At 60.9% G+C, this 23,310-nt stretch carries 24 protein-coding genes; 18 read left to right on the top strand and 6 right to left on the bottom strand.

The window, feature by feature from the left end; all coding sequences use genetic code 11:
- Positions 1-122: 122 nt before the first annotated feature.
- Positions 123-1,739 carry a citramalate synthase gene (cimA, locus tag RHSP_RS20310; protein WP_004121929.1) on the top strand — a complete coding sequence of 539 codons (1,617 nt, stop codon included), beginning with the start codon at positions 123-125 and terminating at the stop codon, positions 1,737-1,739.
- Between the two features lie 117 nt (positions 1,740-1,856).
- Positions 1,857-2,768, top strand: a complete 912-nt coding sequence (gene rarD, locus RHSP_RS20305; RefSeq protein WP_004121926.1) for an EamA family transporter RarD — start codon at positions 1,857-1,859, stop codon at positions 2,766-2,768.
- Between the two features lie 131 nt (positions 2,769-2,899).
- Here the strand turns inward: rarD and RHSP_RS20300 are convergent, their stop codons facing one another.
- Positions 2,900-3,523, bottom strand: a complete 624-nt coding sequence (locus RHSP_RS20300) for an LOG family protein (protein ID WP_037153301.1) — start codon at positions 3,521-3,523, stop codon at positions 2,900-2,902.
- A gap of 155 nt (positions 3,524-3,678) precedes the next feature.
- Between RHSP_RS20300 and RHSP_RS20295 the strand changes: the two genes are divergently transcribed.
- The 6 genes from RHSP_RS20295 to RHSP_RS35175 all read left to right on the top strand — a co-directional run bounded on the left by RHSP_RS20295 (position 3,679) and on the right by RHSP_RS35175 (position 11,109).
- Positions 3,679-5,718: a LysM peptidoglycan-binding domain-containing protein gene (locus tag RHSP_RS20295; RefSeq protein ID WP_037153299.1), complete on the top strand. Its 2,040-nt coding sequence runs from the start codon at positions 3,679-3,681 to the stop codon at positions 5,716-5,718.
- 210 nt (positions 5,719-5,928) lie between these two features.
- On the top strand, positions 5,929-7,815 hold the full coding sequence (locus tag RHSP_RS20290) for an ABCB family ABC transporter ATP-binding protein/permease (RefSeq protein ID WP_037153183.1): 1,887 nt from the start codon (positions 5,929-5,931) through the stop codon (positions 7,813-7,815).
- A 138-nt stretch (positions 7,816-7,953) separates the two neighbouring features.
- Positions 7,954-8,652: an acid phosphatase gene (locus RHSP_RS20285; protein WP_004121912.1), complete on the top strand. Its 699-nt coding sequence runs from the start codon at positions 7,954-7,956 to the stop codon at positions 8,650-8,652.
- 307 nt (positions 8,653-8,959) lie between these two features.
- Positions 8,960-9,658 (top strand): phosphatidylserine decarboxylase, encoded by a 699-nt coding sequence (locus RHSP_RS20280; RefSeq protein WP_004121909.1) that lies wholly within the window; start codon positions 8,960-8,962, stop codon positions 9,656-9,658.
- A 120-nt stretch (positions 9,659-9,778) separates the two neighbouring features.
- Positions 9,779-10,639, top strand: a complete 861-nt coding sequence (gene pssA, locus RHSP_RS20275) for a CDP-diacylglycerol--serine O-phosphatidyltransferase (RefSeq protein WP_004121905.1) — start codon at positions 9,779-9,781, stop codon at positions 10,637-10,639.
- A 326-nt stretch (positions 10,640-10,965) separates the two neighbouring features.
- Positions 10,966-11,109 carry a hypothetical protein gene (locus RHSP_RS35175; RefSeq protein WP_167332665.1) on the top strand — a complete coding sequence of 48 codons (144 nt, stop codon included), beginning with the start codon at positions 10,966-10,968 and terminating at the stop codon, positions 11,107-11,109.
- 79 nt (positions 11,110-11,188) lie between these two features.
- Here RHSP_RS35175 and RHSP_RS20270 read toward each other — a convergent pair whose 3' ends face one another.
- Positions 11,189-11,953 (bottom strand): SOS response-associated peptidase, encoded by a 765-nt coding sequence (locus RHSP_RS20270; protein ID WP_037153180.1) that lies wholly within the window; start codon positions 11,951-11,953, stop codon positions 11,189-11,191.
- Positions 11,954-11,996: 43 nt separating this feature from the next.
- Positions 11,997-12,317: a YnfA family protein gene (locus tag RHSP_RS20265; RefSeq protein ID WP_004121900.1), complete on the bottom strand. Its 321-nt coding sequence runs from the start codon at positions 12,315-12,317 to the stop codon at positions 11,997-11,999.
- Between the two features lie 160 nt (positions 12,318-12,477).
- On the opposite strand from RHSP_RS20265, the gene RHSP_RS20260 reads away from it, so the two are divergent.
- The 7 genes from RHSP_RS20260 to RHSP_RS20230 all read left to right on the top strand — a co-directional run bounded on the left by RHSP_RS20260 (position 12,478) and on the right by RHSP_RS20230 (position 16,725).
- A complete protein-coding gene (locus RHSP_RS20260) occupies positions 12,478-12,891 on the top strand; it encodes an NUDIX hydrolase (protein ID WP_004121897.1) in 414 nt (137 codons plus the stop codon).
- A 101-nt stretch (positions 12,892-12,992) separates the two neighbouring features.
- Positions 12,993-13,427: a TIGR02301 family protein gene (locus RHSP_RS20255; RefSeq protein WP_004121895.1), complete on the top strand. Its 435-nt coding sequence runs from the start codon at positions 12,993-12,995 to the stop codon at positions 13,425-13,427.
- Positions 13,428-13,531: 104 nt separating this feature from the next.
- The gene (locus tag RHSP_RS20250) at positions 13,532-13,789 is read left to right on the top strand and encodes a hypothetical protein (RefSeq protein WP_004121891.1); all 258 of its coding nucleotides are present in this window, start codon (positions 13,532-13,534) and stop codon (positions 13,787-13,789) included.
- A gap of 16 nt (positions 13,790-13,805) precedes the next feature.
- Positions 13,806-14,564 (top strand): hypothetical protein, encoded by a 759-nt coding sequence (locus tag RHSP_RS20245; RefSeq protein ID WP_004121888.1) that lies wholly within the window; start codon positions 13,806-13,808, stop codon positions 14,562-14,564.
- 177 nt (positions 14,565-14,741) lie between these two features.
- Positions 14,742-15,581 carry a CAF17-like 4Fe-4S cluster assembly/insertion protein YgfZ gene (ygfZ, locus tag RHSP_RS20240; protein WP_004121885.1) on the top strand — a complete coding sequence of 280 codons (840 nt, stop codon included), beginning with the start codon at positions 14,742-14,744 and terminating at the stop codon, positions 15,579-15,581.
- Positions 15,578-16,195 (top strand): YfbR-like 5'-deoxynucleotidase, encoded by a 618-nt coding sequence (locus RHSP_RS20235; protein WP_004121882.1) that lies wholly within the window; start codon positions 15,578-15,580, stop codon positions 16,193-16,195. The genes ygfZ and RHSP_RS20235 overlap by 4 nt, the downstream gene beginning before the upstream one ends.
- Positions 16,192-16,725, top strand: a complete 534-nt coding sequence (locus tag RHSP_RS20230; protein ID WP_004121878.1) for a tyrosine phosphatase family protein — start codon at positions 16,192-16,194, stop codon at positions 16,723-16,725. The genes RHSP_RS20235 and RHSP_RS20230 overlap by 4 nt, the downstream gene beginning before the upstream one ends.
- Positions 16,726-16,786: 61 nt before the next feature.
- On the opposite strand, the gene RHSP_RS35655 is transcribed toward RHSP_RS20230, so the two are convergent.
- The 3 genes from RHSP_RS35655 to RHSP_RS20215 form a co-directional block, all read right to left on the bottom strand.
- Positions 16,787-17,158, bottom strand: coding sequence for an EF-hand domain-containing protein (locus tag RHSP_RS35655; protein WP_240535472.1), 372 nt, complete (start codon positions 17,156-17,158; stop codon positions 16,787-16,789).
- 443 nt (positions 17,159-17,601) lie between these two features.
- Positions 17,602-18,108, bottom strand: coding sequence for a superoxide dismutase family protein (locus tag RHSP_RS20220; RefSeq protein WP_037153175.1), 507 nt, complete (start codon positions 18,106-18,108; stop codon positions 17,602-17,604).
- Positions 18,109-18,255: 147 nt separating this feature from the next.
- Positions 18,256-18,582, bottom strand: coding sequence for a hypothetical protein (locus RHSP_RS20215; RefSeq protein ID WP_004121871.1), 327 nt, complete (start codon positions 18,580-18,582; stop codon positions 18,256-18,258).
- A gap of 294 nt (positions 18,583-18,876) precedes the next feature.
- Between RHSP_RS20215 and RHSP_RS20210 the strand changes: the two genes are divergently transcribed.
- From RHSP_RS20210 to RHSP_RS20200, 3 genes are all read left to right on the top strand, one after another.
- Positions 18,877-21,648: a DUF2339 domain-containing protein gene (locus RHSP_RS20210; protein WP_004121869.1), complete on the top strand. Its 2,772-nt coding sequence runs from the start codon at positions 18,877-18,879 to the stop codon at positions 21,646-21,648.
- Between the two features lie 68 nt (positions 21,649-21,716).
- Positions 21,717-22,370 carry an HD domain-containing protein gene (locus RHSP_RS20205; RefSeq protein WP_004121867.1) on the top strand — a complete coding sequence of 218 codons (654 nt, stop codon included), beginning with the start codon at positions 21,717-21,719 and terminating at the stop codon, positions 22,368-22,370.
- Between the two features lie 9 nt (positions 22,371-22,379).
- Complete coding sequence (locus RHSP_RS20200) at positions 22,380-23,228, top strand: MOSC domain-containing protein (protein WP_004121865.1); 849 nt, start codon at positions 22,380-22,382, stop codon at positions 23,226-23,228.
- Positions 23,229-23,310: the final 82 nt, after the last annotated feature.

Genomic DNA, 23,310 nt, shown 5'->3' with positions numbered 1-23,310 from the left:
AGGGGCTGCGGAAGGCCCGGCTGAAGGCTGAGTGCCAGCTCATCCGCGCCACCGACAGGCCCGCAGGAAAAATCTAGCGCCAGGCGCCCAATATCAAAGACCGGCTCGCCGGAGGAAACCGTATGACACGCGAAAAAATCTATCTCTTCGACACGACGCTCCGCGACGGCCAGCAGACGCCCGGCATCGATTTTTCGGTCGAGGACAAGATTGCCATCGCGACCATGCTGGACGAATTCGGCCTGGACTACATCGAAGGCGGCTATCCCGGCGCCAATCCGACCGACACGGCCTTCTTCGATGAGAACCGCACGAAATCGGCCTCTTTCGTCGCCTTCGGCATGACCAAGCGCGCCGGTGTCTCCGCCTCCAACGACCCCGGCCTTGCCAGCCTGTTGCAGGCGAAGGCCGATGCGATCTGTTTCGTCGCGAAGAGCTGGGACTATCACGTCAAGGTCGCCCTCGGCTGCTCGAACGAGGAGAATCTCGAAAGCATCGCCGAAAGCGTCAAGGCGGCGGTCGGCGCCGGCAAGGAGGCCCTGGTCGACTGCGAACATTTCTTCGACGGCTACAAGGCCAATCCGGCCTATGCGCTTGCCTGCGCCAAAACGGCCTATGATGCGGGCGCACGCTGGGTCGTGCTCTGCGACACCAATGGCGGCACGCAGCCGCCGGAAATCCGCGCCATCGTCGAGGCCGTCATCGCCTGCGGCGTTCCCGGCCACTGTCTTGGTATCCATGCCCATAACGACACCGGTCAGGCGGTTGCCAATTCGCTCGCGGCTGTCGAGGCCGGTGTGCGGCAGATCCAGGGCACGCTGAACGGCATCGGCGAGCGCTGCGGCAATGCCAACCTGATCACGCTGATCCCGACGCTGGCACTAAAGCGTGCCTATAGCGAACGCTTCGAAACGACGATCGATGCCGAGCGGCTGGTCGGCCTCACTGGCCTCTCGCATGCCTTCGACGAGCTTTTGAACCGCTCACCGGATCACCAGGCGCCTTATGTCGGTGCATCCGCCTTTGCGACCAAGGCCGGCATTCATGCTTCGGCACTGCTGAAGGATCCCCGCACATACGAGCATGTGACACCGGAAAGCGTCGGCAATTTCCGTAAGGTCATGGTTTCCGACCAGGGTGGAAAGTCGAACTTCATCAACGCGTTGAAGCGGCGTGGCATCGAGGTGGGCAAGGACGACCCCAAGCTCGACCGGCTGATCCAGATCGTCAAGGAGCGCGAGGCGACCGGTTATGCCTATGAAGGTGCGGATGCGAGCTTCGAGCTGCTGGCCCGCCGCACGCTCGGCACCATCCCGGAATTCTTCGCGATCGACGGCTTCCGCGTCATGGTCGAGCGCCGCTTCGATTCCCATGGCCGGGTGAAGATCGTCTCGGAAGCGGTGGTCAAGATCATCATCGACGGTGAGACCATCATGTCGGTTGCCGAGGGCGACGGCCCGGTCAACGCGCTCGACCTGGCGCTGCGCAAGAATTTCGGTAAGTACCAGCACGAAATCGACGATCTGGAACTGGCCGACTTCAAGGTGCGTATCCTCAACGGCGGCACCGAGGCCATCACCCGCGTCCTGATCGAGTCCACCGACAGCGACGGCGTGCGCTGGTGGACCGTCGGCGTGTCCGAAAACATCATCGATGCTTCGTTCCAGGCACTGATGGATTCCGTCATCTATAAACTGATGAAGAACCGGCATATGGCGGGCAGAATAGCGGCGGAGTGATCCGCCGCTCATCAAAAAGCTTGACGATGCCGTCAAGGAAATGAATTGGCCTCGCGACCCGCGTTGGAGTAATCCCGTCTCAAATAACCAAATACTATGGAATGACGGGAAAGATTCATGGCTGCCGATGCGCTGAAACCGGAAATCAAGAACAACGACGGTCTGCGCGGCTTCGGCTACGCGATGACGGCTTACCTCTTCTGGGGCATCCTGCCGCTCTACATGAAAGCCCTGGCGCATATTCCAGCCATGGAAGTCATCGCTCACCGCATCTTCTGGTCCGTTCCAGTTGCCGGCACCGTGCTGCTGGCCCTTGGCGGCATGCGTGACGTGAGGGCGGCGTTTCGCAATCCGCGCACGATTGCCATGGCGTCGCTGACAGCCACGCTCGTCACCATCAATTGGGGGACCTATGTCTGGGCGATCGGTGCCGGACATTCACTGGATGCGGCGCTCGGCTATTTCATCAATCCGCTGTTCAGCATTGCGCTTGGGGCTTTGATCCTCAAGGAGAGGCTGACGCCGGTGCAGATCGTCGCGATCGGTCTTGCCGCGGTTGCGGTCGTCATCCTGACCATCAAAGCCGGCACCCTGCCCTGGGTCGCGCTGTCCCTGACCTTCTCCTGGGGCTTCTACGCCTTTTTCCGCAAGACGCTGCCCGTCGGCGCCAATCAGGGCTTCTTCATCGAGGTGCTGCTGCTGTGCATCCCGGCGACGCTCTACATCATCTACCTGGAGATGCGGGGCGAAGGCCATCTGTATCAGACCGGCCTGTCGGACACTGCCCTTCTCCTTGGCTGCGGGCTGGTGACAGCGCTGCCGCTGATGATTTTTGCGAACGGCGCAAAGCTCCTCAGATTGTCGACCATCGGTATCATGCAGTACATCGTGCCGACGATGGTCTTCCTGATCGCCGTCTTCCTGTTCAAGGAACCCTTCGGCACGACGCAGCTGATCGCTTTTTCGCTGATCTGGGCCGGGCTGGTGCTCTACAGCTGGTCGATGCTGCGTCAGAGCAAAGACCGCTAACGGACAGATATGGTTATCAAACCGCTAAAGCGCATCGCGATCTTTCAGGGTCGCTTCGCGCGCTCAGCTGTTTAATTCTGCACATGTCGTTATCGCAAGACCGCTGCACGGTTCTGCGCGACATGTGTTAATCAGAGTTTGGAGATGACGGCTTCTTCGCCGCTGCGGTCGCCGCGCGCCTCGGCGGCGTGCTTGCGGATGGCCGGGATGATATCGTCCACCTTGTCGATAACCAGCGGCTGCACGCGATGGGCCGTGTGCACGAAGCCCTCTTCCGTCATATGGCGGACAAGTTCCATCATCGGGTTCCAGAAGCCGTTGATATTGGCGAAGATCATCGGCTTTTCGTGACGGCCGAGCTGGCCCCAGGTCATGATCTCGACGATCTCCTCCAGCGTGCCGATGCCGCCCGGCAGCGCCACAAAAGCATCAGCGCGCTCGAACATGGTGTGTTTGCGCGCATGCATGTCAGGCGTTATGATGAGCTCGTCCAGTTGACCGAGCGAATGGCGCGTCGCTTCCATGTCGACGAGGAATTCCGGGATGATGCCGGTGACCTGACCGCCATGTGAGAGCACGCCGCTCGCGACGGCGCCCATGATGCCCTTCGTTCCGCCGCCATAGACCAGGCGCAAGCCGTTCTCGGCGATGCTTTTGCCCAGCTCGCGGCCGGCAGCCATGTAGGAAGAATCGCGCCCGGGCCTTGAGCCGCAATAAACGCAGATGGATCGAATTGGCGCAGAATCGTCGGTCATGAAAGCAAACAACTATGCTGCAGATGCTCAGTCAAGAATTTTCGAAGGAAAACTTGTGCCCGAACATGCGAAAATGGCTGAGAAAGCTTGTAAAAGCAGGCGAAATCGCTAGCAATTTCAGGAGTTGCGACGACTGCGCCGCGTGGAGATGAATGATGATGAAGAACCGTGCCGGTTGGCTGGCTCTGTTGGTGTTGGTAATTGCCACCGTGTTGATGGTCTTTTTCGTGATGCCGCGCATCAACGGCAGCAAGAACCCGATCGGCGATGTCGTCAATCAAGCCGGCAACACGGTAAAAAACACCATCGAGGAGAATGCGCAGAAGGCTGGCGAGACGGCGCAGAAGTCGACTGAGGCGGCGCAGAACACCGTGTCGAAAGCGGTCGGCACCGCCGATCTTGCCAAAAAGCTGACTGATCTGACCGGCGCGGCGGCAGCATCGCTCACCGACCTCAAAGCGCTGTTCAAGGATGGCAGCACGCCGAGCCAGGATGTTTTCGCAGCAGCGAAGACGAAGGCGATCACGGCGCTGCAATCGATCGTCGCCTTTGCGCTTCCCGACGGAACCGATGCCACGGTGTCGGGCCTCGCGAAGAAGGCCCAGGAAGGCGCAGGCAAGGCTCTTGCCATCGTTCAGTCCCTGCCCACCAACGCCGCCGAAGCAAGCAGCGCGATCGACAAGGCATTGGCGGCGCTGACCGGCCAGCCCGCACCGCAGACCGCGGCAGCGGCAGCGCCGAGATATTCAATACCGTCATTTGATGTGCTGCGCGTGGAACCGAATGGCTCCACCGTGATCGCCGGCTCTGCCGAACCGAATGCCAAGCTTGAGATCGTCGACGGCGAGAAGGTCGTGACGACAACCAAGGTCGGTCCCAGTGGCGACTTCGCTGCCGTGCTCGACAATCCGCTGCCTCCTGGCGACCACGAGCTGGTGCTGCGCGCCACCGGCAAGGACGGTAAGGCCGTCAACTCCGAAGAAGTTGCCACCATTTCGGTGCCGAAGGACGATTCCACGCAACTTCTCGCCATGGTCTCGAAACCGGGCACTGCGAGCCGCATCATTACCGCGCCCTCGGCCAAGCAGGGCCGCGTGGCGACAGCGGAAGATAACGCAGCGGCAGCCAACGCTCAGGGCAACGCTGCATCGTCCCCCGACGCCAAGACGCAGCAACAGGGCGCGGTCGTTGCGTCCGCAAACCCTGGTGCAGCGACGAATCCGGCCGCTGCGAAGACGGACGAGCAGCCGGAAGTCGTGGTCAACGCCGTTGAAATCGAAGCCGACCATATCTTCGTCGCAGGCACCACGAGGCCGAATGCCACGGTACGCGGCTATGCCGATGACAAGCTGATCGGCGAGGTCGATGCCGGCGCAGACGGCCATTTCGTCGTCGACGGCGTGATGCCGCTGAGCGTTGGCGGCCACAAGATCCGCGTCGATGTGCTCGATGATGCAGGAAAAGTCGTCGTGCGCGCCAATGTCAACTTCACGCGTCCCGAGGGCAACCAGGTGACGGTCGCCGCTCAGACGCCGGCCGCCAACGCTCAAACACAATCTGCGTCGGCAAATCTGATACCTCTGGACGAAGGCGAGCTTGCCAAGCTGAGGGAGAGTGCCGGCAGGGCCTTCGCGCTGCTGAAGGGTCTCTTCACGGACGGCAAGCAGCCGAATGTGGAACAGCTTGCTGCCGCGCGGTCCGGCACGGAAATCGCGCTGAAATCGCTTTCGGAGTTCCGCCCGTCGATCAATGCCACCGCCGAGCTGAAGAAGGCTGCAGCCGATGCTGGTAGGGTTGCCGCCAAGGCGCTGAGCGCGCTGCAGGCTCTGCCGAGGGACGCGAAGTCGGTCGGAGCTGCTCTGCCTGGCCTTGAGGAGTTGATCGCGCAGATCACCGCGCCCTCGCAGCCGAATGCCGAGGTCTCGTCCAAGGACAATGGTCCGAAGACGCTGGAGCAGGCGCCGCTGGCGCAGGATGCCAACGCGGTAATCATCCGCCGCGGCGACACGCTCTGGCAGATTTCCCGTCGCGTCTATGGCGCCGGCGTGCGTTACACGACGATCTATCTGGCAAATGAGGACAAGATCAACAATCCGGACAGGATCTTGCCTGGGCAAGTGTTCGGCCTGCCGAAGGATGCGCTGCCGAATGCCGAGGAGCTGCATCGCAAGCGGCTTTCCGGCGAACACCTCTAGGCTGCTCACCATTCCTTGATAGGATTATGCATCGGCCAGGCGCGACCAACGCCTGGCCGATGCTTTTATGCGGAATAAAAATAGTATAAGCCTCGCGCAACCCTCATTGCCTTCACGCAACGGCCGCATCTAAGTGCGTGAAGGCTTATCAGCCGGACTAGCCCAACGGGTGCAACGCCCGGCTGCCTTTATTCTTCGCCGGAGACGGACATGGCAGAGCCCAAGAAAACCATATCGGCGGATTCCAGCAATCCATTGAACACGATCGTCAATCTCTGGCCGTATATGTGGCCCGCCGGCCGCATGGACCTGAAGATGCGCGTCGTCTGGGCGACCGTCTTCCTGCTGGTTTCTAAATTCTTCCTGCTGCTGGTCCCCTATTTCTTCAAATGGTCCGTCGACGCGCTGAACGGCAAGCTCGACATGCAAGGCATCCTGCCGGCCTTCATGGTCGGCGCCATCGCTCTGATCGTCGCCACGAACCTTACCCGCCTGATCCAGCTCGGCCTCAACCAGCTTCGCGATGCGCTCTTTGCCAGCGTCGGCCAACACGCGGTTCGCCAGCTCGCTTATCGGACCTTCGTGCACATGCATGAACTGTCGCTGCGCTTCCATCTGGAGCGCAAGACCGGCGGTCTTTCGCGCATCATCGAACGCGGCACCAAAGGCATCGAGACGATCGTCCGCTTCACCATCCTCAACACGTTTCCGACCTTCATCGAATTCCTGCTGACCGCCATCATCTTCTGGCGCGGCTACGGCTTCTCCTACCTCGCGGTGACGGCCGTCACGGTCTGGCTGTACATCTGGTTCACCGTGAAGGCGAGCGACTGGCGCATCTCCATCCGCCGCACGATGAACAACAGCGACACCGACGCCAACACCAAGGCGATCGATTCGCTCCTGAACTTCGAGACGGTCAAATATTTCGGCAATGAAGAGATGGAGGCCAAGCGCTTCGACCAATCGATGGCGCGCTATGAGAAGGCCGCCACCAGCGTCTGGACCTCGCTCGGCTGGCTGAACTTCGGCCAGGGCGTGATCTTCGGCCTCGGCACCACGGTCATGCTGGTCATCTCCGGTTTGTCCGTCCTTAATGGCCATCAGACCGTCGGCGACTTCGTCTTCATCAATGCCATGCTGCTGCAGCTCTCCGTGCCGCTGAACTTTATCGGTTTCGTCTACCGCGAAATCCGCCAGGGACTGACCGACATCGAGGAAATGTTCGACCTGCTGGAAGTCAAGCCCGAAGTGGTCGATGCTCCCGACGCCAAGGAACTTGTCATCGGAAAGGGCGCCATCTCTTTCAAGAACGTCCATTTCGCCTATGATCCGGCCCGGCCGATCCTGAAGGGCATTTCCTTCGAAGTCCCCGCTGGCAAGACGGTCGCCGTAGTCGGCCCATCAGGAGCAGGAAAATCGACCCTTTCACGCCTCCTCTATCGCTTCTACGACGTGCAGAGCGGCACGATCACCATCGACAATCAGGATCTGCGCACGGTGACGCAGAAAAGCCTGCGCAAGGTGATCGGCATGGTGCCGCAGGATACCGTGCTGTTCAACGATACCATCGCCTACAATATCCGCTACGGCCGGCCAAGCGCGAGCGAGGGTGAGGTCACGACCGCAGCCGAGATCGCGCAGATCAGCGACTTCATTCGCCATCTGCCCGAAGGCTTCGAGACGAAGGTCGGAGAGCGCGGCCTCAAGCTTTCGGGCGGCGAGAAGCAGCGCGTCGCGATCGCCCGCACCGTTCTGAAAGCGCCACCGGTTCTGATCCTCGACGAGGCGACCTCGGCGCTAGACACGACGACGGAGCGCGAAATCCAGGCGGCGCTCGATATCGTTTCCAAGAACCGTACAACGCTGGTCATCGCCCATCGCCTGTCGACCGTGATCGGCGCCGACGAAATCATCGTGCTGAAAAGCGGCGCGATCGCCGAACGCGGCACCCATGCCGACCTGCTGGCGCAGAACGGGCTCTATGCCTCCATGTGGAACCGCCAGCGCGAGGCAACGCAGGCCGAAGAGCATCTGAAGCAGGTGCGCGAAAACGACGATCTCGGCGTGGTCAACCGGCTGGCGCCCGCAAACTGAGCAACGACGGCCTTGTGTCCGGCGCCGTGTACGGTCCTTGCGGGTAAAAATCGCGCTGAAACATTGTGCACCGCAACTGTCACGAGCTTGAGATGACAGCTTGATAGGTACGGGCCTCACTTAAAAGGGAGCCCCCAAATGCGTACTTTCGCCAAAGCTTTAAGCCTGTTGCTCGTCGTCGGCCTCGCCTCGCCGGTCTTCGCCGAAGATGCCAAGCCCTTCAGCGATGCCAAGGAAATCAATCTGCTTGATCTGCTGCCGCCGCCTCCCGCCAATGATTCGGCGCAGACGAAGGCCGAGCTCGGCGAAATCCTGACGATCCAGGTTACGCGCACGCCGGAAATGGCGGCTCGCGCCGTGGCCGATTCTCAGGAGAATGTCTGGCGCTTCTCCGACGTCATCGACAATCCGAAATTCACCAAGGAAAACCTGCCGAAATTCTCGGCCTTCTTCGATCGCGTCGTCGAGACCGAAGGCGCCGTCGTCGATCCGGCCAAGGATGTCTGGAAGCGCCCGCGTCCGCATCTCTACAGCGATCTCGTAAAGCCGATCGTTTCGCTCTCCAAGTCTGGCTCCTACCCGTCCGGCCACACCACGGTCGGCACGCTGATGGGCGTCGTGCTGTCGAACATGGTACCGGAAAAGCGCGCCGCCATCATGACTCGCGCCTGGGAATACGGCCATAACCGCATTGTTGGCGGCATCCATTACGCCTCGGACATCGAAGCCGGTCGCATCGTCGGCATGGTCATTGCCGAAACCATCACCACGCATGACGACTACAAGACCGAATACGAAGGCGCCAAGGCTGAACTGCGCGCAGCTCTCGGCCTCTGATCGCCTCCGATCATTGCAGACTATGAAAAGCCGCCGCTTCCGCCGGCGGCTTTTCTGTTGCGCCCTGCTTGAATTCCGGTGGACTACGCGTCCAAAAACTGAAGATCGTCGACATCCTGCGCTTGCGTGGATTGCGTTGGGGGCGAGCATACGAGAGCATTGCCCATGACGGCGTTTGCCTGTAGTCACGCTCGTCTGGTAATCAGAGCAAGACCGCTTATCTTGTTCTCATCTTTTGATCGGCAGCGTCTCGCCCGGCAACCGGGGTTCGGTTTTCGCGGGAATGCCCTAACGGAGTTGGCTGTAGATGAGCTTGTTCAACAGCGTGCGCAACGTCATCGTTCCGGTGCACAAGGAAGGCTATCCCTTCGTCGCAGGTTTCTTCGTCGCTTCGCTGGTGCTCGGCTGGATCTTCAAGCCGCTCTTCTGGATCGGCCTGATCCTCACGCTCTGGTGCGCCTATTTCTTCCGCGATCCCGAGCGCATGACGCCGCAGGACGATGATCTGGCGATCTCGCCGGCCGACGGCAAGGTGTCCGGCGTGCAGATGGTCACGCCGCCGGCGGAACTCAACCTCGGCCATCAGCCGATGCTGCGCATCTCGATCTTCATGAACGTGTTCGATTGCCATGTGAACCGTTCGCCGATGCGCGGACGCATCACCAATATCGCCTATCGCCAGGGCAGCTTCCTCAATGCGGAACTCGACAAGGCCAGCGAACAGAACGAGCGCAACGGTCTTGTCATCGAGACGAAGCATGGCGAGATCGGCGTCGTGCAGATCGCGGGCCTGGTCGCACGCCGCATCCTCTGCTTCGTCAACCCGAACGAACCGGTCGATGCCGGCGAGCGCATCGGCTTGATCCGCTTCGGTTCGCGCCTCGATATCTTCCTGCCGGAAGGCGCTTCGCCGCGCGTTGCCATCGGCCAGCGCGCGATTGCCGGCGAAACCGTGATTGCCGAATTCGACTCGGCAAAAGGCCCAACCGTTAGCCGCCGCAGCTGAACCTAGAGCATTTCCGCTTTAAACGGGTCACGGAAATGCTCCATATTATTGTTTTCACGCAATTCCGGACGCAAACTTGCTTCGCAGGTTTGCTGGAATTGCTCTAGGAACTCGAGCGAGATGAAGACGCCTTTTCCGCCTTTCGAACCGCATGGACCCAACGACGAAGCGCGAGGGCCGCGCCTCCGGGAAATCCCGCTGCGGCTGATCGTGCCGAACATGATCACCGTGCTGGCGATCTGCGCTGGCTTGACGGGCATTCGTCTCGCTTTCGAAAACCGCTATGAACTCGCCGTGGCCGCCGTGCTGGTCGCGGCCTTCCTCGATGGTATAGACGGACGCGTCGCGCGGCTGATGAAGGCTACTTCAAAGTTCGGCGCGCAAATGGATTCGCTCGCCGATATCGTCAATTTCGGCGTCGCTCCGGCTCTGGTGGTTTACGTCTTCCTGCTCGATCAGGCCCGCTCGCTCGGCTGGATCGCCGCGTTGATCTATACGATCGCCGCCGGTCTGCGGCTCGCCCGCTTCAACGTCATGGCCGAACGGGAGCACAAGGCTTCCTGGCAATCGGAATATTTCGTCGGCGTGCCAGCGCCGGCAGGCGCAATGCTGGTGCTGCTGCCGGTCTATCTCGGCTTTCTCGGGCTGACGCCAGATCGCAGCTTCGCCTATTGGGGCGCCGCCTATACGGTTGTCATCGGCTTTCTGCTGGTTAGCCGCCTGCCTGTCTGGTCCGGCAAGACCGAAGGCAGCGGCATAAGGCGCGACCTCGTCCTGCCGATCATGCTCGGCGTCGTCGTCTATGTCGCGCTGCTGATGAGCTATACGTGGCATGTCATGGTCGTGACCGTCGTCGCCTATCTTCTGTCGCTGCCCTTCGGCGCACGCTCCTGGGCGAAGAAATACGGCACCTACACCATCAACGGCCCGGCCGATCCCAGCGTCGATGATTCCAACGACGACATCGGTCGGCATATCTAGACCCGGAATATCTGCACGCTATTCGACTGGCTCCGGCCTCCGCGTCCTGCTGCAACCGCAAGTCTGTAAGTCTCCCTTATCAATCAGGGACATGACAAACGTTTTTCGGGCGAATGGAAAGCCGCTTCAAGCTGGATTTTTGGCAGATCGAAACCTTGCGGCAGTGCGGATTCTACACGAGGTTTCGGCGCTAATCTCTCGAAATATGGTCGTTGTTCACAAAAGCTGATTGGAAAACGCCTTCGATTTGTCATGATTTACGACAAAAAGCACTATTCGATAGTGAATCGAAAATGCTCCCACGGGAGCATGGTGAGGAGTAAATCATGACGCAGAAGAAAGAAGCGGCGGCACAACCGCAGGCAAAAATCGACCCCAGCAAACACTATCGTCCGCTGGGCCTGAAAGCCGTTCTGGCAGCTCATCTGATGCTGAAGTCCAAGCCGCCGCTCAAGAAGAAACACGCTTGAATCCGAAGGGCGCCGGCCGGCTGCATGGCAGCTGAGGCGCCACAACTCGTATCGATGCCGGCCGCCGGATGGCGGTCGCTCAGAGAAGGCTTAGCTGGCCGTCGTCTGGATCTGCCTTCTTCGACGGTTTCCTGATAGGCTCGATCGCTACCGGTGTCTGCAGATCCGGCCCCATATTGGCGACCTTGTTGACGCGATCCGAGACCGGGATCGCCTCGAAAAAATCTTCCTGTACCGGTGCCATCAGATCAAGGACCTCGCGCGGTTCCTGGGTCTTGCAGTCGAGCCAGCGCGCAAAATCTTCCGGCTGGATCACGACGGGCATTCGATCGTGAATGGATCGGATCGCGTTGTTTGCCGCAGTCGTCAGGATCGCGCCGGTATCGACTTCCGAACCGTCTGCCGACGACCAGGTCTCCATCAGCCCGGCGAAAGCGATGACGCCGCCCCGGCGCGGACGGATCCAGTAGGCCTGCGGCTTCTCGCCGCTTTCCTTCGATGGCCTGTGCCATTCGTAAAAGCCCGATGCCGGAATAAGAATGCGTCGGTGGCGCATGGCGGCGCGGAAGGACGCCTTACCGATCGCCGTTTCGGCGCGCGCATTGATCAGAAGCGGAAACTCCTTCGGATCCTTCACCCAGGAAGGTGTGAAACCCCAACGGACCAGAAGGGCGCGCCGATCCGGCAGGTTGCTGCCCGGCTGCTGCCGGTCGCCGGATATGACGACGAGGATCGGCTGCGTCGGTGCGATGTTGTAGCGTGCGGGAAAGCCCTCACGCAGCAGGACGCCGAGCGCTTCTCCCACATAATCCGCCGTCGATGTCAGAGCAAAGCGTCCGCACATGGGGCTTGTTTTGCACCGGTAAAGCGCCGGGTCAAGCGGAAGCTCAGCCGCGCGGGCCGAAGAGAATGACGGCCGCTCCGACCAGGCAGATGGTGGCGCCGGAAATATCCCAGCGATCTGGCAAGCGTTCCTCCGCAAGCCAGAGCCAGAGGATGGAGGCGACGATATAGACGCCGCCATAGGCAGCAAAGGTGCGTCCGGCGGCCTCGCTCGGCACGAGCGCCAGCAGCCAGGCAAAGAGCGCCAGCGAGATCAGGCCGGGCGCCAGCCACCAGATCGGCTTTGCCAGCCGGAGCCAGGCCCAGAAGGCGAAGCAGCCGGCAATTTCAGCCAAGGCCGCAAGAGCATAAAGTCCATAGATCATCCAAGCGCCCGCCCAATCGGCGCATACGAATCGCCGTTCCATCGGCAGCGAGTTAAGGGGCTTTCCCGCGGGACAGCAAGGGTCGTTTCCTGTAGAGATCGTGAACCGATGGCGTGACGTCATTGCCAGCCAGTCTCCCGTGCGAATGCGAAACAATCCGATGAATTCTATTCCCCGCCCCGCCTCCTCCGCCATTCTCGAACGCGACGGCCGCTTCCTGCTGGTGTTGCGCAGCAATCCGCCATCGGCCGACATGTATGCTTTTCCCGGCGGCAGGGCGGAAGCGGGCGAAACGCCCGCAGAGGCAGCGCTCCGCGAATTCGAGGAGGAGACCGGCATCGGGGCGCGCAATCCGCGCCTGTTCGAGACCTATGATCTGCGGTCCCATGCAGCAGACGGGACGCTCACGAGCCATTTCCTGCTCTCGGTCTTCCTCGTCGACGCCGACAAGGACGCCGTGGCAGTGGCGGCCGACGATGCCGCCGAGATCGGCTGGTATTCGCTGGAGGAGATTCGCACCATGCCCGTGCCGGCCAGCGTGCTCGAATGCGTGGAGAGAATTGCCGCCGCCTGATTGGCGGCCGGGCCGCCATATTAACGATATCGAGCAATAACGAGGTGAAAAGACGGCCTGATGCCTTGTTCCCGTCATGCTTGTCCGGTCAACATGGTTACATGATTCATAACCGCCCGGGCCGACCGCTTCTGATTTGCATCGCGCTGGCATCCGCTTTTCCTGCGGTCGCCCAACCGACTGCGACCACGGCGCAGGTGCAGACGCCCAACGCCACGGACGCCGAACGGCCGACGCCTTATGACGAGCGGCTTTCCCGCCTCGCCGAAATCCTCGGCTCGATCGATTATCTGCGCAATCTCTGCAGCCCGACGCGCGAAGACGGATGGCGCGGCGCTATGCAGCAATTGCTCGACACCGAGACCAAGGGCGAGCCGAAACGCAAGGAAAAGCTGACGTCCGCCTTCAACCGAGGATATCGGTCCTTCGCTTCGGTTTATGCAAGTTGCACGCGTCAGGCTCTCGTCGCCGAGGAGCGATACCGTAACGAAGGTGCAACACTAGCCACAGAAATCACCGCGCGCTTTGGAAATTAACGATTTATTAACCCCTTTTCGTACCGAGCCGTGTCGTTTTAGGAAAAGGCTGATAAAGTTATTAAGCAAGTGGTAAGGACATGAACGTCTCGAGGAAAGAAGCAATGGAAACCAGCCTGAATGAAATCGACGACATGATCGTCCATGAAAAGATGCAGGCAGCGCTGGAATACCAGAATGAAGCTTGGGCCGACGGTATGGCAGACGGCATCGAGCCGGAAATCATTGCCGACGCCGCCATTGCTCATGCGATTCGCGAGACGATTCGCATTCGGGGCGAACAGGGAGCGGAAGCCTTGCTTGAATCGCTTCGCGAACGGATGCTCGCCGGCGAGTTTTCTCCGACCCGAACCCTGCAATAGAAAACAGAGATTGCTCATGCGTATCGTCCCAGGCAATGAGTTCCGCTGTTCCATTGCCTCGCTTGCCGTTGCAGCTCTGCTTCTGAGCGGCACTGCTCTGCCGTTACCGGCCCTCGCCTTCTCCGAGCTCAATCCTCCTACGCAGTTGCCGGGCGCCACCGGTACGCCCGGTCAGCAAAAGAACGCCAAGCCCGTCGAGCAGGCGCTGGAAGCGCCGGCGAACAACGGGCTGCCGATGCCGGATCCGCTGATCAACAAGCAAGCCGGCCAGAGCGGCGGCGATGCTTCGAATGCCAACAAGTCAGTCGAATTCCTCTTCGACATCGACAAGGCGCCGGAGCCGGTCAAGAAGCTCCGTGCGGCGATCGTCGAGGCTGCCGCTTCCGGCGATCTTGAGCGCCTGCGTCCGCTGATGAATGTCGGCGCCGGCCTCAAGCAGACACAGGTCACCGCCGACGATCCCGGCGAAGATCCTATCAAGACCCTCCATGATCTTTCGGGCGATCCTGACGGCATCGAAATCCTGTCCATCCTGCTCGATATCATGTCGACGGGCTTTGCTCATGTCGGCCAGGGCACGCCAGATGAAATGTATGTCTGGCCCTATTTCGCCCAGAAGGACATCAAGACGCTCTCCACGCCGGAGAAGGTCGACCTGATGCGCATCGTGACGGCGGGTGACTATGCCGACATGCTGGAATTCGGCGGCTATAATTTTTACCGCGTCGGCATCACGCCGGACGGCCGTTGGAAATTCTTCACCTCGGGCGAATGATCCTGCCGGGGAACTTGCGGTTCCCCGCCGAAGGCCCTACCTCTTGATGATGAAGCATGTCGCGCAGAAGTGCGCAGCGGTTTTGCGGCAACGACATGGGCAAAATCAAAAGCTTAAAGCGCACGTAGCGAATCTGGAAGGTCGTGGCGCGCTTTGAGCCAAATCAGCGGATCCACCATGCCAGCCGTATTCCTGAAAGATCGCTCCTTCATCCGCGTTGCCGGCACGGAAGTGGAAGCGTTTCTGCACAATCTCATCACCACCGACCTCGCATCGCTCGCGACGAACGAAGTGCGCCCCGGCGCGTTGCTGACGCCGCAAGGCAAGATCCTGTTCGACTTCATGATCCGGCGAGACGGCCCAGGTTTCCTGATCGAGACCGATGCGACACAGCAAGAGGGCTTGCTGAAGCGCCTGACCATGTATCGGCTGCGCGCCAAAATCGACTTCAGCGTCGACGATGTTCAGGGCGTCACGGTGGCATGGGCCGCAGAAGCGGGCGAAGGCCCACGCGACAGCCGCTTCCTCAAGGCTGACATAGCGCTGACGCGCACGCCTGGCCAACATGGGCACGATGCGGAAGCGCTTTACGACGAACTGCGCATTGCCAGCGGCATCGCCGTTTCCGGCCGCGATTTCGCGCTGCAGGATGCGTTTCCGCATGATGTGATGATGGATATCAACGGCGGGCTGGGCTTCCGCAAGGGCTGCTATATCGGCCAGGAAGTGGTTTCGCGCATGCATCACCGCGGTACGGCGCGCAGGCGCGTCGTTATTGTCGACGGCACCATGGATCTGCCCGTTTCCGGGACCGAACTGACCGCCGGCGGCAAGCCGATGGGGTCGCTGGGATCGATTGCCGGCCGCAAGGGCCTTGCCGTTATCCGTATCGATCGCGCAGGCGAAGCCATTGCAACGGGAACACCGATCCTGGCTGGCGAGGTCGAGGTCTCGGTATCGCTGCCCACATGGTCGGGCCTCACCTTTCCCGCCCCCGCCGATGAGGCTTCGGCATGAACTCGGCCAAGACGCCGCGCGCCTGGCAGCGCATGTTGTCCGGGCGCAGGCTCGATCTGCTGGACCCGTCGCCGCTCGACGTCGAGATCAGCGACATCGCGCACGGGCTTGCCCGTGTCGCACGCTGGAACGGCCAGACCTCGGGCGATCACGCCTTTTCCGTCGCGCAGCATAGCCTCGTCGTGGAAGCGATCTTTCGCCATCTCAATCCGGCCAACCCGGATGAACGATTGGCAGCGCTGCTGCACGATGCGCCTGAATATGTGATCGGCGACATGATTTCGCCGTTCAAGTCCGTCGTCGGCGGTGACTATAAAGAGGTGGAGAAGCGGCTTGAAGCGGCGATCTATCGCCGCTTTGCCCTGCCGCCGCATTGCGCACCGCAGCTGAAGGACAAGATCAAGAAGGCCGATACCGTCTCGGCCTATTTCGAGGCGACGCTGCTTGCCGGTTTTACGCCCGAAGAGGCGCGCAAATTCTTCGGCCAGCCTCGTGACATCACTCGGGAGATGCTGCCGATCGATCCGGTGCCGGCGGTCGAGGCGCAGCGACTTTTCCTGCGACGCTTCGAGGAGATCGAAGCCGAGCGCGCTGCGATGAGGATCGGTGCGTGACCGATATCGTGGTATCACCGCTGGCGCGTATCGCGGAGATGGCCGTTCGCCATGGTGCACGCGAGATGATCAGCCTGATGGCCAAGGAGCAGGCGTTTCATCGGCCTGCCGTCATCAAGGCCGACAGGCATTTGCTGCTCAGCATGAATGATATCAGCTTTGCCGGCACCGGCGATCTCATCGCTCCGCAGGAGACGCACGTCCGAGCGATCATCGACTTTGCAACGCAATGGGACCGCGCGTCGCCTCTGCTGATCCATTGCTGGATGGGGGTTTCGCGCTCGCCGGCGGCAGCGCTGATCGCCGCTCTTGCCGTTCATCCGGAACAGGATGACCTAGCCCTCGTCCGCCGCCTGCGCGCGGCCTCCCCCATTGCAACGCCAAATACCCGGCTGATCGCGATCGGCGATGACATGCTCGGACGAAAGGGGCGGCTTGCAGCGGCGATCAAGGAGATCGGCCGCGGCGCGGATGCTGACGGCAATGCGCCATTCGTGCTGCCATTGGCAGAGCTGAGCAATAGGCGATAAACAAAACGGAGGCCGGTTTGTGCGGCCTCCGTCCGTTTCACGACAATCGGTTGCGCGCAGGTCAGGCCGAAACGCCGCCCGACTGCTCAGGGTCGTACTGACCATAGGTATTCTGATAGAGGGCCGACGGATTCTGCATTTCGCTCAGCAAGACGTCCAGCGCCTGGTTCTGGGCTGCGGTCTTCGAATTAGTGCTATCGGGCGACGGTTCCAGCGACAGCATATCTGCGGCAGATGCGTCCGATGATTTGAGCGCATCGAGACCTCCCGCGAGCTGATCCTTGGTCAGCGAACCGGAATTTTGCCTGTCGATGCTCTTGAACAGGTTCGCCGCATCGCTTTCGCTCATATCCTTCGGCCGTCCGGCGACGAATTCGCTCTGCGTGATCTTGCCATCCTGATTGGTATCGAGGCTGGCGAATAGTTGATCCATCGGCGACTGATCCGAAGAGCTGTTCGAAGTCGAAGAGCCCGACTGGCCGGTCTGCTGCATCTGCAGCAGCATCGACGCCAGATTGCCGACAGAAGGCCCGATCGAGCGGCCTGCTGCAACTCCTGGGCATCCACAACGCCGTCCTGGTTCTTATCAAGGGGACTGTACGAGGCAGCCGTCATGCTGCTCCCAATTGAAGAAACGCCACTCATCCAAATCTCCTAAGCAAACGCCATCGGCGTGTTCGACTGCCCCCCGGCACGCTTAACCACATGGAGGCAGGATAGGTCGATTTGGCCAGGCTGAGATAGATGGGTGTTAATTCATCATTAACCATAATTGACAGGCATCGAATCCCATTGCCGGTGGACGCCCGCCGGGCAGGAACAACCGCCGCTTGGCACAGCTTCGCACAAGGATTCGAATCGCCCTTTGGCTGGGCCTTACCGGATGACGGCACACGCCAGACGCTTGCCGGCGCCGCCGACCGGCTGGCTGCGGTAATCGTCCGATTCCTCGTGGATCATCAGCGTGCGCCCGCGAATACCGTTCTTGCCGTTGAGCGATACCATGCCGTTGAAAACCTGAGCCTGCAGCTTGCCATCCTGATCGACATACTGGTTTGGCATGTCGCCCGCATGCGGCCCCTTGGCGGCGAGAAAGCCGTGCTCCGCTTTCGTCGGATTGAAATGGCCGCCGGCGGATTCGAAGCCATGCGTATGGTCGCACCGGCTGCTTTCGTGGACGTGAAAAGCGACCCAGCGATTGGCCGGCAAACCAGAGACCTCCATCTCGATCAGCACGCCCGACTTGCCCTCCGTCAACGTCGCCCGCCCTGCCTGCTTGCCGTCAAGCCCGACAAAATCGGCCGTCGCCGTCCTTTGGTCTTGAGCCACCGCAGGCATGCCCGCGGCCAGAGCAAGAATTGCAGCCATCATCATCCGTCTCATGGAGCGGTACTCCCTCTTTGGTAATCACTGTCCAACGCATTGCGGGCACGAGTGTTCCGTCGAGAGGAAAATGAATTGCATCAAACAGATAAAGCGACCTACCGTCGTCCGGCAGGCCGCTGAAACAATCCGACGAAACCGGCTATGTCAGGCCGCGATGCTACCCACGTCGTACTGGCCGTAGGTGCTGTTATAGGCATCCATCGGTGAGAACAGATCCGTATGGTGTTCGGGCAATTTGGCCCTGGAGGCGACATCGGCGCTGGGCAATTGCATGAGCTTGGCCATCAGATCGCTCATGGCGCCGCTGGTACTGTCCGCGGCGCTGTTGTCGGCGTTCTCCTGTAGAATGCCTGGACGCTCGCCAGCTTGACGCTCCTGACCGCTGAGGAGGCCATCTCCATTGGTGTCGAGACGCGAAAGCGTGCCGCGATAAGGATAAGAGCTATTGGTTACGGAAGATACATGGGACATTCAAACCTCCTTTGGAAGGAGCCGCCTCATGCGACGTCGTTTGCCCTCAATACATTCAGAGCCAGACTATGAACTCTTGATAAGCTGCTTCGCTCTATCAGTAAATACGAATTGTTAATGAGCATTAACTATAATTTTCAAAAGGTAAATCGGAACCAGCTAATACCTCGTCGGCACGGCTTTGCCGTATTGCTCGGTATAATCCACTGGAATCATAGGCGAATTTGACCGCCACCCCTTACCGTTCAGTCCAATTGGTATATTGTGCGGACGATTGCTCACGGAGAGGCCCTGATGGAACTGCTGCCGCTTGTCGTCGTGATCGCCGGCATTTTCATACTGCGGGGATACAACCAGCGGATAAAAAGGCTGGAGGTTCGCGTTCAGGAGCTGCAGAACGCCATCGCGGGCAAGGTGCTTCCGGCAGATGTGGCCGAATCGGCCCCAGCGGAAAAGCCGCAAACGAGCGCTGCCCTGCTGCACGCTGAGCATGACGACGGGGCAGCGATAGCCGAAGCCGCGATCCCGAGCCCCTCTCCAGTCGATATCGAAGAGGCTGATATTGCCGCACGCGACATGGCTGACACGTTCACCGATGGCGGCCCGGATATCACAGCGCCGGCGGCGATGAAGCCGAAAGAAAGCCTGGAAAGCACGATCGGCGCGCGCTGGGCTGTTTGGGTCGGCGGCATCGCTCTAGCCCTCGGCGGCATCTTCATGATCAAATATTCGATCGAGAGCGGCCTGCTGAGCCCGGGCGTCCGGCTGGTGCTTGCTGCGATCTTCGGCCTGATCCTCGTTGCCGCCGGCGAAGTCATCCGTCGCCGTTCGGCGCCTGTTTCCGGCAATGCTTTCCAGAATGCGATGGTTCCCGGCGTGCTGACGGCAGCAGGCGTCGTCGCACTGTTCGGCTCGACCTACGCGGCGCATGGCATCTATGGCTTCATCGGGCCGGCCACGGCTTTCGTCCTCCTCGCCCTGATCTCGCTAGCAACCCTCGCCCTGTCGCTCTTGCATGGACAGGCGCTGGCGGGCCTCGGTCTGCTCGCCTCGATGGTCACCCCCGCCTTGATCGCATCGACGGCGCCGCGACCCTGGATCCTCTTCGGCTACCTCGTCCTGACATGGCTCGCAACACTGCTTGCGTCACGGCTGCGCCGCTGGCTGATTGCGCCTTCACTTGCCAATGCGCTGCTCAGCCTTTGGCCCCTGCTCTACATCTCCTACAGCCCGGTCGTGGACTTCACGCCGGTTACGCTTTCGATGCTCGCCATGATCGGCGGCACCATCTTCCTCTGGCCCGGACGCTACCAGACTGCCGCGAAGGCCGTGGATCACGCGACGACTGAGACGAAAGCCAATCCGCTGCAGCTTCGCAGCGCCGGTGGCGGGGGCGCCTTCCTTGCCCGAGCGCCGCTCGGCATGACGCTGACGGCAACGATCGGCGCGCTTGCGGTGGCTCTCTCCTTGCTGGCCGACGGTCTCCTTTATGGATATCCCATCGTGGATGCCGTGTTCATGTTCGCGGCGATCGTCGCGGCGGTGGCCGCCTTCGGTGCTGGCCGGCTGCACGCAGCCTGGGCGGCGATCCTCTCTGCCGTCGTTGCCATAATCGGCATGTTCGGTCTCCTGACGAACTGGATCTATGGCCTCGACCCCGGCACCGTCGACGCGCTGGCACGCATGCAAAGCATGGTGATCTACGAAGCGCTCGGCCTCGGGGCAATCTTCGTGCTGATCGGCGCTTTCTTTCTCCGGCGTTTTGCCGAGGGTGAGAAACCCTTCGCCGCGCTGTGGAGCCTGATCATGGCCGCCGTTCCGCTGGCGATCGCCACGATCAGTTTCTTCAATTTCGGCAACTGGACGGTCGACTGGCTGCATGGTCTCTATGGCATCGGGCTCGCCGTCGCGCTGCTGGCGCTCGCCGAATGGCAATATCGCCGCTCGGGCGACGGATGGAACCTGCCGACCAACATTCTTGCCGCCGGCTCCTTCGCGGCCACGGTCTTTGCTCTGCATGTGCTTGCGCATCATGCCGTGCCGACCATTCTGCTGCCGGTCCTCGGCATTGCCTATCTGCTGACGGGACGCGTCCGCGACTGGCCGGTCCTGCCCTGGGCGATGGTCGCCGCATTGATCGTTGCCATGGCGCGTATCGCCTGGCAGCCGACCATCGTCGATCCGTCCGAGCTCGGCACGACGCCGGTCTTCAATATGCTACTCGCAGGCTACGGCATTCCCGCAGCGCTTGCAGCCGTGGCTGCCTTCATGGTCCGCCGCGCGCCCAACATCCGCCTGTGCAGCGCGCTGCAGGCATTGGCCTCCTTCCTCGTTCTGCTGACGATCGCCATCCTGGTCCGCCATGCCATGAACGGCGGCGTGCTGAACGACGCTGTGCCGACGCTCGGCGAGCAATCGATCTATACCCTGCTGGCCATCGGCGCTTCAGCGACGCTGATGGCCCTCGATCTCAGCGCCGCAAGCCCCGTCTTCCGCTACGGCAGCATGGCGCTCGGCACGCTCTCGGTCATCATGATCCTGACACTGCATCTGCTCGGACTGAACCCGTTCATCACGGGCGAAAGCACCGGCCGGATCCCGTTGTTCAACCTGCTGCTGCTCGGCTATCTCCTGCCCGCCATCGCCTATGGCGGGCTGGCGCTCCTGGCACGAAACCGGCGGCCCCTACCCTATGTCGCCATGCTGGCCGTTGCCGGCGCGGTCATGGTCTTTGCCTGGGCGACGCTGACGGTGCGCCGCTTCTGGCAAGGGGAATACATTCCCTTCTGGAACGACTTCATCCAGGGCGAGCTCTATTCCTATTCCGTCGTCTGGCTGTTGATCGGCATCGCCCTTCTTGGGCTAGGTGCCCGCTTCGAAGCGCGGAGCCTGCGCATTGCATCGGCGGTGCTGGTCTTCATCGCCGTCGTCAAAGCCTTCCTCATCGATATGGCAAACCTCGAAGGCTTCCTGCGCGCCCTCTCCTTCATCGGTCTCGGCGCAGTGCTGATCGGCATCGGCCTGTTCTACCAGAAGATCCTGACACGGAAGAAAGCCACGGAATGATTGCGGCGAATCCTTTCGCCCGTTAGGAAGTGGCTCTGCCGACAGATCATTCCGGAGCGCTTGCCACAATGGACACCAACAGGATGGCGCGGGCCTTTGCCCCGTTCGAAACGCTGGCTGCGGATCTCATTCCACATGCTGCCGATGGGGACGACGGTTCGCATGATATCGCCCATATCCTGCGGGTTTTCCGCAACGCCATGGCGATCCAGGCTGAGGAAGGCGGCAATGCACGAATCCTTGCCGCCGCCGTGCTGCTGCATGATTGCGTTGCCGTGGAGAAGAATTCGCCGCATCGCGCACAGGCCTCACGGCTAGCCGCAGAGAAGGCATCGGGCATCCTTCGGGAGTTAGGCTGGGCCGATGAGGATATCGCGGCGACCGCACATGCGATCACCACCCACAGCTTCTCCGCCAATCTTCCGCCCGAAACCCTGGAAGCGAAGATGCTGCAGGATGCCGACCGGCTGGATGCGATTGGCATGGTGGGGGCCGCACGCTGCTTCTACATCGCAGGCCGTCTCGGTTCCGGTCTCTACGATCCATTCGATCCGCTTGCGTCCGAGCGACCGCTTGATGACAAGCGTTTCGCCATTGACCATTTCGAGACGAAGCTGTTCAAACTGGCGGACGGTTTCCAGACCGAGACCGGACGCAAGCTTGCCGAAGCACGGCATGATCGGCTGAAAACCGTGCTCGCAATGTTCATCGACGAAATCTGAGGGCTATCCATGCGCGTCAGCGATCTTTTTATCTACCCGCTCAAGAGCGCTCGCGGCATCGCCATCCCGTCGGCCGCCATCGATGCCTTTGGTCTGGCCGGCGATCGCCGCGCCATGCTGGTCGATCCTTCCGGCCAGTTCATCACCCAGCGCGAATTGCAGGCCCTGGCGCAGATCGATATCGAGCCCGGCCCTTCCTATCTGCGCCTGAAGATGGAGGGAAAGCCCGACATCATCGTGCCGCCGCCGCATCCCGACAATCGCATGGATGTCGTCGTCTGGAAGTCTGCCGTCAACGCGTCCATTGCCGATGAGGAGACCAACAGGGCTCTGTCCGGCTGGCTTGGCCGCGAGGTCAAGATGGTTTTCTTCGACAGGCTCGCCAGGCGTCTCGCCAGCCCGGAGTGGGCCGGCGATGATTCAACCGTCACCTTCGTCGATGGCTATCAGATCCTCGTCACCACGACTGGATCGCTGAAGGCGCTCAACGCCAATCTTGCCGCCCATGGCGAAGGCGCCGTCGGCATGGAGCGCTTCCGTCCGAATATCGTCATCGATATCGATGAGGAATGGCCGGAGGATCGCTGGGCAGCGATCGAGGTCGGCGGTATACGCCTCGATCTGGTCAAGCCCTGCTCGCGCTGCATCATGACGACACAGGACCAGAAGACCGGCTCGCGCGACGTGCCGAACCCGATGCCGGCCATGGGCCGCATCCGCATGTCGGCAGACCGCCGCGTTCCCGGCCCACTCTTCGGCTGGAATGCCGTGCCGCGCGGCGATGGCTCCGTGAAGATCGGTGATGCGGTCACCATACTCGAGGAGCGGCCGGACGGCTGGGCTCTCAAGCGGCGATAGCCATTCCGCCGTTTGTTTAGCTTGCGGACCCAGCGCAGCAGGCGCATGCTTGTCGCTCATTTTGAACCCGTCGGTTACGGCT

The sequence above is a fragment of the Rhizobium freirei PRF 81 genome (genome assembly GCF_000359745.1).
In the GTDB taxonomy this organism is placed as follows: domain Bacteria; phylum Pseudomonadota; class Alphaproteobacteria; order Rhizobiales; family Rhizobiaceae; genus Rhizobium; species Rhizobium freirei.
Note: the sequence above shows the minus strand (reverse complement) of the source record. Positions and strands in the feature narration are given on the sequence as shown.

Coding starts and splice junctions, on each gene's coding strand:
- rarD (WP_004121926.1), top strand. CDS start 1,857: ATGGCTGCCGATGCGCTGAAACCGGAAATCAAGAACAACGACGGTCTG.
- RHSP_RS20265 (WP_004121900.1), bottom strand. CDS start 12,317: ATGATCTATGGACTTTATGCTCTTGCGGCCTTGGCTGAAATTGCCGGC.
- RHSP_RS20200 (WP_004121865.1), top strand. CDS start 22,380: ATGCGCGTCAGCGATCTTTTTATCTACCCGCTCAAGAGCGCTCGCGGC.
- RHSP_RS20205 (WP_004121867.1), top strand. CDS start 21,717: ATGGACACCAACAGGATGGCGCGGGCCTTTGCCCCGTTCGAAACGCTG.
- RHSP_RS20250 (WP_004121891.1), top strand. CDS start 13,532: ATGGAAACCAGCCTGAATGAAATCGACGACATGATCGTCCATGAAAAG.
- RHSP_RS20300 (WP_037153301.1), bottom strand. CDS start 3,523: ATGACCGACGATTCTGCGCCAATTCGATCCATCTGCGTTTATTGCGGC.
- RHSP_RS20280 (WP_004121909.1), top strand. CDS start 8,960: ATGAGCTTGTTCAACAGCGTGCGCAACGTCATCGTTCCGGTGCACAAG.
- RHSP_RS20235 (WP_004121882.1), top strand. CDS start 15,578: ATGAACTCGGCCAAGACGCCGCGCGCCTGGCAGCGCATGTTGTCCGGG.
- RHSP_RS35175 (WP_167332665.1), top strand. CDS start 10,966: ATGACGCAGAAGAAAGAAGCGGCGGCACAACCGCAGGCAAAAATCGAC.
- RHSP_RS20270 (WP_037153180.1), bottom strand. CDS start 11,953: ATGTGCGGACGCTTTGCTCTGACATCGACGGCGGATTATGTGGGAGAA.
- RHSP_RS20255 (WP_004121895.1), top strand. CDS start 12,993: ATGATTCATAACCGCCCGGGCCGACCGCTTCTGATTTGCATCGCGCTG.
- RHSP_RS20210 (WP_004121869.1), top strand. CDS start 18,877: ATGGAACTGCTGCCGCTTGTCGTCGTGATCGCCGGCATTTTCATACTG.
- RHSP_RS20290 (WP_037153183.1), top strand. CDS start 5,929: ATGGCAGAGCCCAAGAAAACCATATCGGCGGATTCCAGCAATCCATTG.
- ygfZ (WP_004121885.1), top strand. CDS start 14,742: ATGCCAGCCGTATTCCTGAAAGATCGCTCCTTCATCCGCGTTGCCGGC.
- RHSP_RS20220 (WP_037153175.1), bottom strand. CDS start 18,108: ATGAGACGGATGATGATGGCTGCAATTCTTGCTCTGGCCGCGGGCATG.
- RHSP_RS20260 (WP_004121897.1), top strand. CDS start 12,478: ATGAATTCTATTCCCCGCCCCGCCTCCTCCGCCATTCTCGAACGCGAC.
- RHSP_RS20245 (WP_004121888.1), top strand. CDS start 13,806: ATGCGTATCGTCCCAGGCAATGAGTTCCGCTGTTCCATTGCCTCGCTT.
- RHSP_RS20215 (WP_004121871.1), bottom strand. CDS start 18,582: ATGTCCCATGTATCTTCCGTAACCAATAGCTCTTATCCTTATCGCGGC.
- RHSP_RS35655 (WP_240535472.1), bottom strand. CDS start 17,158: ATGGATCAACTATTCGCCAGCCTCGATACCAATCAGGATGGCAAGATC.
- cimA (WP_004121929.1), top strand. CDS start 123: ATGACACGCGAAAAAATCTATCTCTTCGACACGACGCTCCGCGACGGC.
- pssA (WP_004121905.1), top strand. CDS start 9,779: ATGAAGACGCCTTTTCCGCCTTTCGAACCGCATGGACCCAACGACGAA.
- RHSP_RS20295 (WP_037153299.1), top strand. CDS start 3,679: ATGATGAAGAACCGTGCCGGTTGGCTGGCTCTGTTGGTGTTGGTAATT.
- RHSP_RS20285 (WP_004121912.1), top strand. CDS start 7,954: ATGCGTACTTTCGCCAAAGCTTTAAGCCTGTTGCTCGTCGTCGGCCTC.